Origin of the sequence: Streptomyces sp. NRRL B-24085, from assembly GCF_001282115.1 — a bacterium.
Lineage (GTDB): Bacteria > Actinomycetota > Actinomycetes > Streptomycetales > Streptomycetaceae > Streptomyces.
In genome coordinates this window covers 1-13,133 of record NZ_LJBR01000168.1, presented here as the reverse complement: position 1 = coordinate 13,133, position 13,133 = coordinate 1, and the positions used below count along the sequence as shown (strand labels likewise).

Here is a 13,133-nt window from a genome sequence, read left to right as displayed (position 1 = left end):
TTCCAGCATGCGGGGCCACGCCTTGCCGAGCGGGCCCCGCCGGTCTAGTTGGGGCGGGGCGGGGGTGTGCAGCGCGTACACGTACCAGGACCTGGCGCCCTGGCCGAGGAGCTGGCCGATCCGGCGGGGGGTGGGGCGGTGGAGGCGGCTCTGGATCCAGTGGCCGAAGTGGTCGAGGGAGGGGCCGGACATCGAGGTGAAGGAGGCGACACGGCCCTCGGTGCGCCGGACGGTGACGAACTCCCAGGACTGCACCGAGCCCCAGTCGTGTCCGACGAGGTGCACGGGCCGGTCCGGGCTGACGGCGTCCGCGACGGCCAGGAAGTCGTCCGTCAGCTTCTCCAGGGTGAATCCGCCGCGCAGGGGCCGGGGCGCGGTGGAGCGGCCGTGGCCGCGGACGTCGTAGAGGACGACGTGGAAGCGGTCGGCGAGGCGTGGGGCGACCTCGGACCAGACCTCCTTGCTGTCCGGGTAGCCGTGCACCAGGATCACGGTCGGCCGGCCCGGGTCGCCCAGTTCCGCCACGGACAGTTCGACGCCGCCGGTGCGTACCCGGCGCTCGCGCGCTCCTTCGAGCAAGGTCACTTCTCCTCCGCCCAGCGCCGCACGTGCGGCAGATCGTCGTCCAGCCAGAAGGCGCTCTGCTCGGGGTCCGCGGAGTCGGTGACGACGAGGATCTCCTCGAACTTGGCGCCGGTGCCCCGGAAACCGAGGTGGGGTTCGACCGCCCACAGGCCCGGCTGCGGGGGGTGGTCGGAGAAGCGGTACGGCGACCACAGGGGCGACCAGCCCTCGCGGTGGCCGTGCAGCGCGTCGGCGGCGAGGCCCTTCAGGGACTGGACGCCGAACCCGAACAGGTGGGGTGTCCAGCGTCGCTGCCTGACCTGGCCGACCTTGTGGGCGATCACGCCGAAGGGGTACGCGCGGTGCCGGTTGGCGTAGCCCTGGCGGGCCATGAGGCGGTCGACGTCCTCGTAGATCTCGCGCAGCGGCCGCCGCTCGCGGACCTCGCGCAGGATCAGCTCGCGGTGTGCCTCCAGGTCGGCCATCAGCCGGTCCTGGAGGGGGTTGACGCCGAGCGAGCCCGAGTAGCCGATGTCCGCGGTGTGTCCCTCGTACACGGGTGCCATGTCCAGGATGAACGGCATCCCGGGCTCCAGGCGGCGGTCGGTGGGGAAGAACTGGAGCGGGACGCGGAAGCCGGTGAACGCCGTGCGGTCCCCGAACCAGGCGAAGGGCAGATGGAACCAGTCCCGTACGCCCCGCGCGCGCAGCCACTCGCGCTGCATCCGGGCGGCCTGCCGCTCGGTGACTCCGGGTTCCAGGCGGGCCGCGACCGCCTCCGCGCACTCGTACGCGAGCCGCTGGACCTGCCTGAATCCCCGCAACCGGGCGGAGAGTTCGCCGTGCACTGCTGTCGCCATTGCCGCCTCGTCCCCGTCGACCGCGGTACGTGTCCGTAACGTGACACTGGCGAATGTGACAGTCATTGGAGGTTGCGTCAATAGGGCCCGGTCGGCCTGTGGAAAAACCCGCCGATGTGGAAAACGCGGGCAGGGTTGTTGGACCTCAGGGTGACCCCTAGGTGCCCGTACGCCTGGAGTCTGATGCCGATGCAGCTCTGCGGGGTGACGACCTGAGTGGTCCGCGTCACTACTGTCGGGGATGTGACTGTGATCGCGACCGAAAGCCTGAGCAAGCGGTTCCCCCGGGTGACCGCGCTTGACCGGCTCTCCTTGGACGTCGGACCCGGTGTGACCGGACTCGTCGGCGCCAACGGAGCCGGCAAGTCCACCATGATCAAGATCCTGCTGGGTCTGTCCCCCGCCACCGAGGGCCGCGCCGAAGTGCTCGGGCTCGACGTCGCGACCAAGGGTGCCGCCATCCGCGAGCGGGTCGGCTACATGCCGGAGCACGACTGCCTGCCGCCCGACGTCTCGGCCACCGAGTTCGTCGTGCACATGGCCCGCATGTCCGGGCTGCCGCCCACCGCCGCGCGCGAGCGCACCGCGGACACCCTGCGCCACGTCGGCCTGTACGAGGAGCGCTACCGCCCCATCGGCGGCTACTCCACCGGCATGAAGCAGCGCGTGAAGCTCGCCCAGGCCCTGGTGCACGACCCGCAGCTCGTCTTCCTCGACGAGCCGACCAACGGCCTCGACCCGGTCGGCCGTGACGACATGCTGGGCCTGATCCGCCGCATCTGGACCGACTTCGGCATCTCGGTCCTGGTCACCTCACACCTGCTGGGCGAGCTGGAGCGCACCTGCGACCACGTCGTCGTCATCGACGGCGGCAAGCTCCTGCGCTCCAGCTCCACCACCGACTTCACCCAGACCACCACGACCCTCGCGGTCGAGGTCACCGACAGCGACGAGCACCCGGACGGCACCCGCGCGGTGCGCGAGGCGCTCCACGCGCGCGGGGTGGAGGTCCTCGACTCCCAGAGCGGTCTGCCGGGCGCCGGCCACATCCTGCTGGTGACCGCGCAGGGCGAGGAGACCTACGACGTCGTCCGGGACGTCGTCGCCGATCTCGGCCTCGGCCTGGTGCGCATGGAGCAGCGCAGGCACCACATCTCGGAAGTCTTCACGAACGAGGACGAGCAGCGGAAGGAGGCCGTCGGCCATGGCAGTTGAGCACCCGGTCACCGCCCCCTCGGGCGACCAGACCCGCATCCACAACATCGGCTACCGCGCCTACGACGGCCCCCGCCTCGGCCGGTCCTACGCCACCCGTTCGCTCTACTCGCAGTCCCTGCGCGGCGCCTACGGCCTCGGCCGCTCGGTGAAGTCCAAGGTGCTGCCGATGCTGCTGTTCGTCGTGATGTGCGTGCCGGCGGCCATCATGGTGGCCGTCGCAGTCGCCACGAAGGCCAACGACCTGCCCGTCGACTACACGCGCTACGCGATCATCATGCAGGCCGTCATCAGCCTGTACGTCGCCTCGCAGGCGCCCCAGTCCGTCTCCCGCGACCTGCGCTTCAAGACCGTGCCGCTGTACTTCTCGCGGCCCATCGAGACCGCCGACTACGTGCGCGCGAAGTACGCGGCACTCGCCACCGCGATGTTCATTCTCACCGCCGCCCCGCTGATCGTGCTCTACGTCGGCGCGCTGCTGGCCAAGCTGGACTTCACCGACCAGACCAAGGGATTCGGTCAGGGACTCGTCTCCGTGGCGCTGCTCTCCCTGCTCTTCGCCGGCATCGGCCTGGTCATCGCGTCGGTCACCCCGCGCCGCGGCTTCGGCATCGCGGCCGTGATCGCCGTACTGACCATCTCCTACGGCGCGGTGACCACCCTCCAGGCCATCGCCGACGCCCAGGGCACCACCGGCGCGATCCCCTGGATCGGCCTGTTCTCGCCGGTCACCCTCATCGACGGACTTCAGTCGGCGTTCCTCGGCGCGAGTTCCGCGTTCCCGGGAGCGGTCGGCCCGTCGAACGGCGAGGGCGTGGTCTACGTCCTGGCCGTCCTCGGCCTGATCGCCGCGTGCTACGGCCTCCTGATGCGCCGCTACAAGAAGGTGGGACTGTGACCACGCTCCAGATCGACCACGTCTCCCGCTGGTTCGGCAACGTGGTCGCCGTCAACGACATCACCATGACGATCGGCCCCGGCGTCACCGGCCTCCTCGGCCCCAACGGCGCCGGGAAGTCCACCCTCATCAACATGATGGGCGGCTTCCTCGCCCCCTCCACCGGCACCGTCACCCTCGACGGCCAGCAGGTGTGGCGCAACGAGGCCATCTACCGGCACATCGGCATCGTCCCCGAGCGCGAGGCGATGTACGACTTCCTCACCGGCCGCGAATTCGTCGTCGCCAACGCCGAGTTGCACGGCCTCGGCGCCAAGGCCGCCCAGAAGGCGCTGGCCACGGTCGAGATGGAGTACGCGCAGGATCGCAAGATCTCCACGTACTCCAAGGGCATGCGCCAGCGCGTGAAGATGGCGTCCGCCCTGGTCCACGACCCCTCGCTGCTCCTGCTCGACGAGCCGTTCAACGGCATGGACCCGCGCCAGCGCATGCAGCTCATGGACCTGCTGCGGCGGATGGGCGACGAGGGCCGCACCGTGCTGTTCTCCTCGCACATCCTCGAAGAGGTCGAGCAGCTCGCCTGGCACATCGAGGTCGTCGTCGCGGGCCGGCACGCGGCCAGCGGTGACTTCCGCAGGATCCGCCGCCTGATGACGGACCGCCCGCACCGCTACCTGGTGCGCTCCAGCGACGACCGCGCGCTCGCGGCCGCGCTGATCGCCGACCCGTCCACGTCCGGCATCGAGGTCGACCTGACGGAGGGCGCGTTGCGCATCCAGGCCGTCGACTTCGGCCGTTTCACCGCCCTGTTGCCCAAGGTCGCGCGCGACCACGGCATCCGGCTGCTCACGGTCTCGCCGTCCGACGAGTCGCTCGAGTCCGTCTTCTCGTATCTCGTCGCGGCGTAGGAGGCCGAAGATGTACGACCCCACAGTCGCCCGACTCACCTACCGGGCCCTGCTCGGCCGCCGCCGGGCCCTCATCCTGGGCGCCCTGCCGGCGCTGCTGATCCTGATCTCCGTGATCGTGCGCGGCCTGGTCGGCGCCGACGACCAGACCGCCTCCGACCTGCTCGGCGGGCTCGCGCTCGCCACCATGGTCCCGATCATCGGCGTCATCGCGGGCACCGGCGCGATCGGCCCGGAGATCGACGACGGCTCGGTGGTGTACCTGCTGTCCAAGCCGCTCAAGCGGCCCACGATCATCTTCACCAAGCTGATCGTGGCGATCGCCGTGACGATGGTGTTCTCGGCGCTGCCGACGCTGATCGCGGGCTTCATCCTCAACGGCAACGGCCAGCAGATCGCCGTCGCCTACACGGTGGCCGCGCTGGTCGCCTCGATCGCCTACGCGGCGCTCTTCCTGCTGCTCGGCACGGTCTCCCGGCACGCGGTGGTGTTCGGGCTGGTCTACGCCCTGGTCTGGGAGGCCCTGTTCGGCTCCCTGGTCTCCGGGGCGAGGACCCTGAGCGTCCAGCAGTGGTCGCTGGCCGTCGCCCACAAGGTCGCGGGCGGGGACCTGGTCACCTCGGACGTGGGGCTGCCGACGGCCACGGTGCTGCTGGTCGTGGTGACCGTCCTCGCGACCTGGTACGCGGGACAGAAGCTGCGGTCGCTGACGCTGGCGGGCGAGGAGTAGGGACCTCCCCTCACATCCCGCTTACTGACGGGGACTTCATCGGTGTCCGGCCACACTGGACACAGGGGGATGTCCGGCTGCGAGTCGAAGGGAACGGGCATGGCAGACGACTGGGACGACCTCGTGCTGGACGAGGACTTCATACGGTCCGCCGGGACGACCGAGCCGTCTGCCCGTGCCCGGATGCTGGCCGCGCGCTGGCGTGAGCAGGAGCCCGAACCGCAGCCCTGGCGCTCCGACGAGCCTCCTGCCGGGTGGTTCTTCAGCAAGCGCCGGCGGCGGTGGCGGCGCCCGTAGGGTTTCGAACACTCGGCCGCATTTAATCGGTGGCGCCCAACTCGTCGTACGGGCACAGTGGTCGTGTCCACCCCGCCGGACGACCGTCCGGCGCCGCGAGCTGGGAGAGGAGCCGGGCGATGTCCATGCACGACAGTACGTCCGGTTCCCGTCAGGGCAGCCGGCGGAGGACTCCGGTGTAGTTACGCCACCGTCGAGTCCACCCGCAGGTAGCCCGGGGCGGCCGCTTCGAGCACGCGACGTCGCTCTCGCGTGAGGCCGCCCACCCGGAGGATTGGCCGAGTGGTAAGGCACTGGCTTGCTAAGCCAAGGTCGGGCCTGGAAAGCCCGCGCACGTTCGATTCGTGCATCCTCCGCGAGACGTTGTCACTGGGACTGGGCCCTGCAAGCGTCAGCCCGGCAATCCTCAGCCCAGCAACCGTTCCAGCACCACCGCGATGCCGTCCTCCTCGTTGGAGGACGTCACCTCGTCGGCCACCGCCTTGAGTTCCTGGTGGGCCTCCGCCATCGCCACGCCGTAGGACGCCCAGGCGAACATCGGGATGTCGTTGGGCATGTCGCCGAAAGCGATCGTGTCCGCGGCCTTCAGCCCCAGGCGGCGGGCCGCCAGGGACAGGCCGGTCGCCTTCGACAGGCCCAGCGGGAGCAGTTCGACGATGCCCTCGCCCGCCATCGCGACCGTGACGAAGCCGCCCGCGGCCCGCTGGGCCGCCTCGGCCAGTTCGTCGTCCGACAGCTTCGGATGCTGTATGTAGATCTTGTTCAGGGGGGCGGTCCACAGATCCGACGCGTCCGTGAACGGCGTCGAGGGCAGCTTCCCCGTCACCGCGTATCCCGGCCCGACCAGCACGTCGCCCTCCAGGCCGTCACGGCTCGCCGCCAGGTACAGCGGGCCGACCTCCGCCTCGATCTTCGCGAGGGCCACGCCCGCGAGCTGCCGGTCCAGGGTCACCGACGTCAACAGACGGTGCTCACCGGCGTGGTACACCTGCGCACCCTGCCCGCAGACCGCGAGACCGTCGTAGCCGAGGTCGTCGAGGATGTGCCGGGTCCAGGGGACCGCGCGTCCCGTCACGACGATGTGGGCGGCGCCCGCCGCGGTGGCCGCGGCGAGCGCGTCCCGGGTGCGCGGGGAGACCGAGTCGTCGGAGCGCAGGAGCGTGCCGTCGAGGTCGGTAGCGATCAGCCGGTACGGAAAGGCCTGGCTCACTTGGCGACCGGCTCCAGCAGCTCCCGGCCGCCCAGGTACGGACGCAGCACCTCGGGCACCCGCACCGAGCCGTCGGCGAGCTGGTGGTTCTCCAGGATGGCCACGATGGTGCGCGGTACGGCGCACAGCGTGCCGTTGAGCGTCGCCAGCGGCTGCACCTTCTTGCCGTCGCGCATGCGGACGGACAGCCGGCGGGCCTGGAAGCTGTCGCAGTTGGAGGCCGAGGTCAGCTCGCGGTACTTGCCCTGGGTCGGGATCCACGCCTCGCAGTCGTACTTGCGGGAGGCGGAGGCGCCGAGGTCGCCCGAGGCCACGTCGATGACCTGGAACGGCAGCTCGAGACCGGTCAGCCACTGCTTCTCCCAGTCCAGGAGCCGCTTGTGCTCGTTCTCCGCGTCCTCGGGGGCGACGTAGGAGAACATCTCGACCTTGTCGAACTGGTGCACGCGGAAGATGCCGCGGGTGTCCTTGCCGTAGGTGCCGGCCTCGCGGCGGAAGCACGGCGAGAAGCCGGCGTAGCGCAGGGGCAGCTGGTCGGCGTCCAGGATCTCGTCCATGTGGTACGCGGCGAGCGGGACCTCGGAGGTGCCGACCAGGTAGTAGTCGTCCTTCTCCAAGTGGTAGACGTTCTCCGCGGCCTGGCCGAGGAAGCCGGTGCCCTCCATGGCGCGCGGGCGGACCAGCGCGGGGGTGAGCATCGGCGTGAACCCGGCCTCGGTGGCCTGGGCGATCGCCGCGTTGACGAGCGCGAGCTCCAGGAGCGCGCCGACGCCGGTCAGGTAGTAGAAGCGCGAGCCGGACACCTTGGCGCCGCGCTCGACGTCGATGGCGCCCAGCGCCTCGCCGAGCTCCAGGTGGTCCTTGGGCTCGAAGCCCTCGGCGCCGAAGTCGCGGATGGTGCCGTGCGTCTCCAGGACGACGAAGTCCTCCTCGCCGCCGACGGGGACGTCGGGGTGGACGAGGTTGCCGAGCCGGAGCGCGAGGCGCTTGGTCTCTTCGTCCGCCTCGTTCTGCGCGGCCTCGGCGGCCTTGACGTCGGCCTTGAGCTGCTCCGCCTTCTGGAGCAGCTCGGCGCGCTCCTCGGGCGTGGCCTTGGGGATGAGCTTGCCGAGCGACTTCTGCTCGGAACGCAGCTCGTCGAAGCGGACGCCGGACGACCTGCGCCGCTCGTCGGCAGACAGGAGGGCGTCGACGAGGGCGACGTCCTCTCCACGGGCGCGCTGGGACGCGCGCACTCGGTCGGGGTCCTCACGGAGCAGGCGAAGGTCAATCACGCCGCCAAGGCTACCGGTGCGGGCATACGGCCCACGACTCACTATTCCCCGCCGAGCAAAATCATGGCTTACGTACCGTTATGGGCGAATTGCGGAGCGTGTCAAGGAAACGGGATCAGGGTCCCCGGGACGAAGCACGGGCGCGGAGTCGGGTTGACTCGACTCCCTTACGGGGACCGGGACTTGGCGCATGGTTGTCCACAGGAATCCACACCCTGCGAAAAGTTATCCACAGGGTGTGCGGACGATCTGTGGATTTCGGAATTGATCACTCCGAAACCCGGGGATCACGCCGAGGATTCCCGTCGCAAACCCACTTCTACCCCTACTTTCGAGTGGAAAGGGGTCACCCCAAAGGATTGCCTAAAGGAAAACAGTGGACGAAGGGTGACGTGCGTGCGTGTGGACACTGATGTGCCCTGAGGGCCGATTTGTCGACAGGGTCACCTTTTGTTGTCGACTTGTCCCCAGGTCGAGAAGCGGACCTGTGGAAAACTCCTGTGGATAACTAAAATCTGCAGGTAGGACCGGCCCTAGAAGCGGCCGTCCTGGCATCTGGCCACCCAGTCCGAGGCGGCCATGAACTCCTCGTCCGAGGTCCCGGCCAGGGGTGCCCCCAGGTCCGCCGGCTCCTTGTCCGCGCGCGGGTACGACCCCAGGAAGCGCACCTCGCGGCAGATCCGCTTCAGTCCCATCAGCGCCTCGGCCACCCGGCGGTCGGTGATGTGGCCCTCGGCGTCGATGCAGAAGCAGTAGTTGCCGATGCCCGCGCCCGTGGGCCGGGACTGGAGCAACATCAGGTTGATGCCGCGGGTGGCGAACTCGCCCAGCAGGTCGCGCAGTCCGCCGGGGTGGTCGTCGCGCTGCCACAGCACGACGGAGGTCTTGTCGGCGCCGGTCGGCGCGGCGGGCCGGGCGGGGCGGCCGACCAGCACGAACCGCGTCTGCGCGTTCTCGGCGTCGTGGATCCCGGTCTCCAGGGCCTCGAGGCCGTAGCGGGCGGCCGCGAACTCGCCCGCGAAGGCCGCGTCGTACTGGCCCTCCTGGACCAGCCGGGCCGCGTCCGCGTTCGAGGCGGCGGACTCCCAGTGGACGTCCGGGAGGTTCTTCTTCAGCCAGTTGCGCACCTGCGGCTGGGCGGCCGGGTGCGCGGAGACCGTCTTGATGTCCGTGAGCTCGGTGCCCGGCCTGACCAGCAGCGCGAAGGTGATCGACAGCAGCACCTCGCGGTAGATCATCAGCGGCGCGCCCGCCACCAGTTCGTCGAGGGTGGTGGTGATGCCGCCCTCGACGGAGTTCTCGATCGGCACGAAGGCGGCCTCGGCCTCGCCCGTGCGCACCGCGTCCAGCGCGGACTGCACCGACACGTAGGGGATCAGCTCCCGGGTGGCCGCCTCGGGAAGCGTCCGCAGCGCGACTTCGGTGAAGGTCCCCTCGGGGCCGAGATACGCATAGCTGGCTGGCATGACCTCACCCTAATGGCCCTTGCGGGACGGAGCCCGCCTGTCTCACCACCGGGTGAACCTGCGTAACCTCACCCCTCCAGCAGGGCCTGCCCCACGTACTCCCCCTGCGCCGCCCCGCCCGGTACCGCGAACAGACCGCTCGACTCATGCCGGATGTACTGCGAGAGCGCGTCCCCGCGGTCGAGCTTGCGCTGGAGCGGGACGAAACCGCGCAGCGGGTCCGCCTGCCAGCAGACGAACAGCAGTCCCGCGTCCGGTGTGCCGTCCGCGTCGATGCCGTCGTGGTACGAGAACGGGCGGCGCAGGATGGCAGCGCCCCCGTTCTGGTCGGGCCGGGTGATCCGGGCGTGTGCGTTGACCGGGACCACCAGAGTGCCCTCGGCGTCCGTCTTCTCCAGGTCCATCGGGGTCGTCTCGGTGCCCCCGGTCAGGGGCGCGCCGTTCGCCTTGCGACGCCCGATGACGGCCTCCTGGGCCCTGAGGGACAGCTTCTCCCAGTCGTCCAGCAGCATCCGGATCCGCCGTACGACCGCGTAGGAGCCGTTCGCCATCCACGCGGGCGTGCCGGACTCCGGGACGAAGACGCGCTGGTCGAAGTCGGACTCGCCGGGCTTCGGATTGCGGGTGCCGTCCACCTGGCCCATGAGGTTGCGGGCCGTCATGGGGTGGGCCGTGGCGCCCGGTGTGCGGTTGAAGCCGTTCATCTGCCAGCGGACCTTGGCCGCGCTGCCCGCGTCCTTCTGGACCGCGCGCAGGGCGTGGAAGGCGACCAGGGCGTCGTCGGCGCCGATCTGCACCCACAGATCGCCGTTGCTGCGGGCCTTGTCGAGCTGGTCGGAGGAGAAGTCGGGCAGCGGGTCGAGGGCGACCGGCCGCTGCTTCTCCAGTCCGGTGCGGGCGAAGAAGCTGTGCCCGAAGCCGAAGGTCAGCGTCAGTGCGGAGGGTCCGGCGTCCCGGGCGACATCCGTGTCGCCGGACGCGGGCGCCTCCCCCGCCATCAGCCGCTGGGCCGTCCGCGACCAGCGGCGCAGCAGCGCGGCGGCCTCCTTGCGGCCCGCGCCCGCCGCCAGGTCGAAGGCGACGAGATGGCCGCGCGCCTGGAGGCCGTCGGTGATGCCGGGCTGATGTTTCCCGTGAAACATCACCTCGTGGCTGCCGACCGAGGTCAGCGGAGTCGCCGCGGCGGGTGCGGCGGCATACCCCGCGGCTCCGCCGGCCGCTCCGAGGACGAGCCCGGTGGCGCCGGCGGTGCCGAGCAGGGCACGCCGTGAGATGCCCTGGCCCGCAGTGGGACGCTCCGGGATGGAGGCGTCTTCGTCGACGAGGGGGAGGGACTGTTCAGCCATGGTGCGGTTCAGCCGATCTGCGCGTTCTTCGAGACGGTCGTCTGGTCGATGTCGGAGGTCCGTACGGTCACGGCCACCTTCCAGTCGCCGGCCATGGGGATCTGCACGTTGCTCGCCGACCAGTGGCCCGTGGAGATGCGGTCGGGGGTGACGGCCAGCGGCCCGATCTTCCTGGCCTCCAGGGTGAGGGCTACCTTCACCTCGGGGATGTCGAAGGCCCGGCCGTTGGGCCGCTGGACGTAGACGTGCATCTCGTTGCCGCCCACGCGCGCGGGGTCGAAGTCGACCGTCACGACGCCCTTGCCGTCCGTGCCGCCGGTGTCGAAGGACATGTCCAGGGTCAGCGCACCGGACGTTCCCGAGGCGTCGGAGGAGGCCGAGGAGGCCGCCGCCTTGGCCGCCTTGGCGTCCTCCTCCGTGCGGCCGGGCTCGGTCTGCGTCAGCACGGTCGTGACCGCCAGCAGGACGACCGCGACCCCCGCCTCGGCGAGCACCGAGCGGCGCAGTCCGAACCGGTGGGGATCGGCGTCCCGGGTCCGCTTCTGCCGGGCGGTGTCGATCGCGGCCTGCTGCCGGGCGAGCTGAGCGGCCCGCTTGGAGTCCCGGGCGGCCTCGGAGACGGCGCGCTTGTCACCGCTTGCCGTGGCGCCGCCCTTCCCGGCACCGGTTTCCTTCGACGCGGCGCCCTTGGAGCCGCCGCCCCCCTTGGACTTGCCGGAGCCGGAGCCCGAGCCGGGACGCGAGCCCGGGCCCGAACCCGAGGCACCCGCACCGACCCGTTCCTTCTGCTGCGCCCGCTTCCCCCGCTGCACCACCGTGTCCGCGAGCTGCGCGGTCCACCGCCGTGAGATGAACGCGACGCCGACCAGCAGCGCCACCAGCCCGATCTTGACCAGCAGCAGCTGCCCGTACCGGGTCCCGGTGAACGCCGACCAGGACCCGAGCTGCCGCCAGGACTGGTAGACGCCGGTCGCGACCAGCGCGACCACGCTGCCGAAGGCGACCTGGGAGAACCGCCGTACGGCGGCCGACTCGACCGGCGTGTCCGAGCGGTACAGCGCGACGAGCAGCGCGGTCAGCCCGCCGAGCCAGGCGGCGACGGCCAGCAGGTGGACGACGTCGACGGGCATCGCGATGCCCGCCTGGAGCCCGACCGAGGCGTGCTCGGCCATCGCCCAGCTCGCCGCGAGCCCGGCCGCGACGACGGTGCCGCCGATCGCGAGCCCGAAGGTGAGGTCGCGCTTCTCCTCGTCCTCGCGCTTGTCGTACGCCACGAAGAGCACGGAGATGAACAGGGCGGCCGCCGCGAGCAGCAGCAGCCGGGAGACGAGGGCCGCGCCCGCCTTGGTCTGGAGCACGTTGCCGAGCAGGTCCAGGTCGAAGACGTCCCCGACCTTCCCGGAGCCCGTGTAGGAGCCGCGCAGCAGGAGCAGCAGCAGGGTGGCCGAGGTGAGGGTGAGCCAGCCGCCGACGACGAGCCGCTGCATGGGCCGCACTCCGGCGCCGCGCTGCCAGCAGCCGAGCACGAAGGCGGCGCCGCCGACCAGCACGATGAAGCCGGCGTACGACATGTACCGCCCGAAGCCGTACAGCCAGCCGACGATCCCGCCGCCCGCCGTGTCCCCGGAGACGGAGACTGAGGTGGTCGAGGGGGCGCCGACGGAGAAGGTGAAGGCACCGGCGACCGGATGGCTGTCGGCGGAGACGACCTGGTAGGTGACGGTGTAGGTGCCGTCGGGCAGCCCGCTGTGCAGTTTCACGGCGTATGTCGTGCCGCTGACCTCGAACGGTGTGCCCTGCTGGACGGCCTTGCCCTTGGGGTCGAGGACCCGCAGCGAGTCGCTCGACAGGGCGACCTTCTCGGAGAAGGTCAGGGAGACCTGGTCGGGCGCCTTGTCGACCACCACCCCCTGCTGGGGGTCGCTGCCGGTGAGCGCGGCGTGCGCGGAGGCCGGCCCGGCCGTGGTCAGCAGCAGGCCGCACGCGGCCAGGAGCAGCAGTACCAGGGTCCGGACGCGGGGGGTGATGGTCTGCGTCAAGGCGGTCCCTCCCTCAGTGTCCGGTCTTCGGGACGTAGGTCGCCGACTTCACCGGCATCTTGACGACGACGGGGTCGGAGGTGGCGAAGTGGAGTTCGACGGTGACCGTCTGGCCCTGCTTCGGAGCCTGCTTCAGCTTGTCGAACATCAGGTGGTTGGCGCCGCTCCTGAACACGAGCTGTCCGTGGGCCGGGACGGTCAGGCGGGAGACCTCCTCCATCGCGCCGCCGTTGGTCTCGTGCATGGTGACCTCGCCGTCGTCACTGGTGACCGAGGTCAGCTCGTCCGCGGACGAGCCGGAGTTGGAGACGGTCAGGAACCCGGCG

The 13,133-nt window shown here is 70.5% G+C and carries 13 protein-coding genes and 1 tRNA gene; 6 read left to right on the top strand and 8 right to left on the bottom strand.

Features of this window, described 5'->3' with window-relative positions; all coding sequences use genetic code 11:
• Both AOJ26_RS19895 and AOJ26_RS19890 read right to left on the bottom strand, forming a co-directional pair.
• Nucleotides 1-585, bottom strand: a 585-nt coding sequence (locus AOJ26_RS19895; protein WP_159044331.1) for an alpha/beta fold hydrolase, incomplete at its 3' end; no start/stop codon positions are given.
• Nucleotides 582-1,424 carry a M24 family metallopeptidase gene (locus tag AOJ26_RS19890; protein WP_053849667.1) on the bottom strand — a complete coding sequence of 281 codons (843 nt, stop codon included), beginning with the start codon at nt 1,422-1,424 and terminating at the stop codon, nt 582-584. The genes AOJ26_RS19895 and AOJ26_RS19890, both read right to left, overlap by 4 nt.
• Before the next feature lie 249 nt (nt 1,425-1,673).
• Here AOJ26_RS19890 and AOJ26_RS19885 point away from each other — a divergent pair, with 249 nt between their 5' ends.
• From AOJ26_RS19885 to AOJ26_RS19860, 6 genes are all read left to right on the top strand, one after another.
• Nucleotides 1,674-2,639, top strand: coding sequence for an ABC transporter ATP-binding protein (locus AOJ26_RS19885; RefSeq protein WP_053849666.1), 966 nt, complete (start codon nt 1,674-1,676; stop codon nt 2,637-2,639).
• On the top strand, nt 2,629-3,537 hold the full coding sequence (locus tag AOJ26_RS19880) for an ABC transporter permease subunit (protein ID WP_053849665.1): 909 nt from the start codon (nt 2,629-2,631) through the stop codon (nt 3,535-3,537). Before AOJ26_RS19885 ends, AOJ26_RS19880 begins: the two co-directional genes overlap by 11 nt.
• Nucleotides 3,534-4,445 (top strand): ABC transporter ATP-binding protein, encoded by a 912-nt coding sequence (locus tag AOJ26_RS19875; protein WP_053849664.1) that lies wholly within the window; start codon nt 3,534-3,536, stop codon nt 4,443-4,445. Before AOJ26_RS19880 ends, AOJ26_RS19875 begins: the two co-directional genes overlap by 4 nt.
• A gap of 10 nt (nt 4,446-4,455) precedes the next feature.
• A complete protein-coding gene (locus tag AOJ26_RS19870) occupies nt 4,456-5,175 on the top strand; it encodes an ABC transporter permease (protein WP_053849663.1) in 720 nt (239 codons plus the stop codon).
• 99 nt (nt 5,176-5,274) lie between these two features.
• A complete protein-coding gene (locus AOJ26_RS19865) occupies nt 5,275-5,472 on the top strand; it encodes a hypothetical protein (protein WP_053849668.1) in 198 nt (65 codons plus the stop codon).
• Nucleotides 5,473-5,740: 268 nt separating this feature from the next.
• A tRNA-Ser gene (locus tag AOJ26_RS19860) sits at nt 5,741-5,828 on the top strand.
• Between the two features lie 50 nt (nt 5,829-5,878).
• Here the strand turns inward: AOJ26_RS19860 and AOJ26_RS19855 are convergent.
• From AOJ26_RS19855 to AOJ26_RS19830, 6 genes are all read right to left on the bottom strand, one after another.
• Nucleotides 5,879-6,682 (bottom strand): HAD family hydrolase, encoded by an 804-nt coding sequence (locus tag AOJ26_RS19855; RefSeq protein ID WP_053849662.1) that lies wholly within the window; start codon nt 6,680-6,682, stop codon nt 5,879-5,881.
• Entirely contained in the window at nt 6,679-7,956 is a 1,278-nt protein-coding gene (serS, locus tag AOJ26_RS19850; protein ID WP_053849661.1) for a serine--tRNA ligase, read from the bottom strand. Before serS ends, AOJ26_RS19855 begins: the two co-directional genes overlap by 4 nt.
• Nucleotides 7,957-8,489: 533 nt before the next feature.
• Nucleotides 8,490-9,422 (bottom strand): prephenate dehydratase, encoded by a 933-nt coding sequence (pheA, locus tag AOJ26_RS19845; RefSeq protein ID WP_053849660.1) that lies wholly within the window; start codon nt 9,420-9,422, stop codon nt 8,490-8,492.
• Nucleotides 9,423-9,490: 68 nt separating this feature from the next.
• A complete protein-coding gene (gene efeB / locus AOJ26_RS19840; protein WP_053849659.1) occupies nt 9,491-10,768 on the bottom strand; it encodes an iron uptake transporter deferrochelatase/peroxidase subunit in 1,278 nt (425 codons plus the stop codon).
• A gap of 8 nt (nt 10,769-10,776) precedes the next feature.
• On the bottom strand, nt 10,777-12,807 hold the full coding sequence (locus tag AOJ26_RS19835; RefSeq protein ID WP_053849658.1) for a copper resistance CopC/CopD family protein: 2,031 nt from the start codon (nt 12,805-12,807) through the stop codon (nt 10,777-10,779).
• Between the two features lie 13 nt (nt 12,808-12,820).
• On the bottom strand, nt 12,821-13,133 hold a 313-nt coding region (locus AOJ26_RS19830), incomplete at its 5' end, for a copper chaperone PCu(A)C (protein WP_053849657.1).

Coding starts and splice junctions, on each gene's coding strand:
- AOJ26_RS19890 (WP_053849667.1), bottom strand. CDS start 1,424: ATGGCGACAGCAGTGCACGGCGAACTCTCCGCCCGGTTGCGGGGATTC.
- AOJ26_RS19880 (WP_053849665.1), top strand. CDS start 2,629: ATGGCAGTTGAGCACCCGGTCACCGCCCCCTCGGGCGACCAGACCCGC.
- AOJ26_RS19870 (WP_053849663.1), top strand. CDS start 4,456: ATGTACGACCCCACAGTCGCCCGACTCACCTACCGGGCCCTGCTCGGC.
- AOJ26_RS19865 (WP_053849668.1), top strand. CDS start 5,275: ATGGCAGACGACTGGGACGACCTCGTGCTGGACGAGGACTTCATACGG.
- pheA (WP_053849660.1), bottom strand. CDS start 9,422: ATGCCAGCCAGCTATGCGTATCTCGGCCCCGAGGGGACCTTCACCGAA.
- efeB (WP_053849659.1), bottom strand. CDS start 10,768: ATGGCTGAACAGTCCCTCCCCCTCGTCGACGAAGACGCCTCCATCCCG.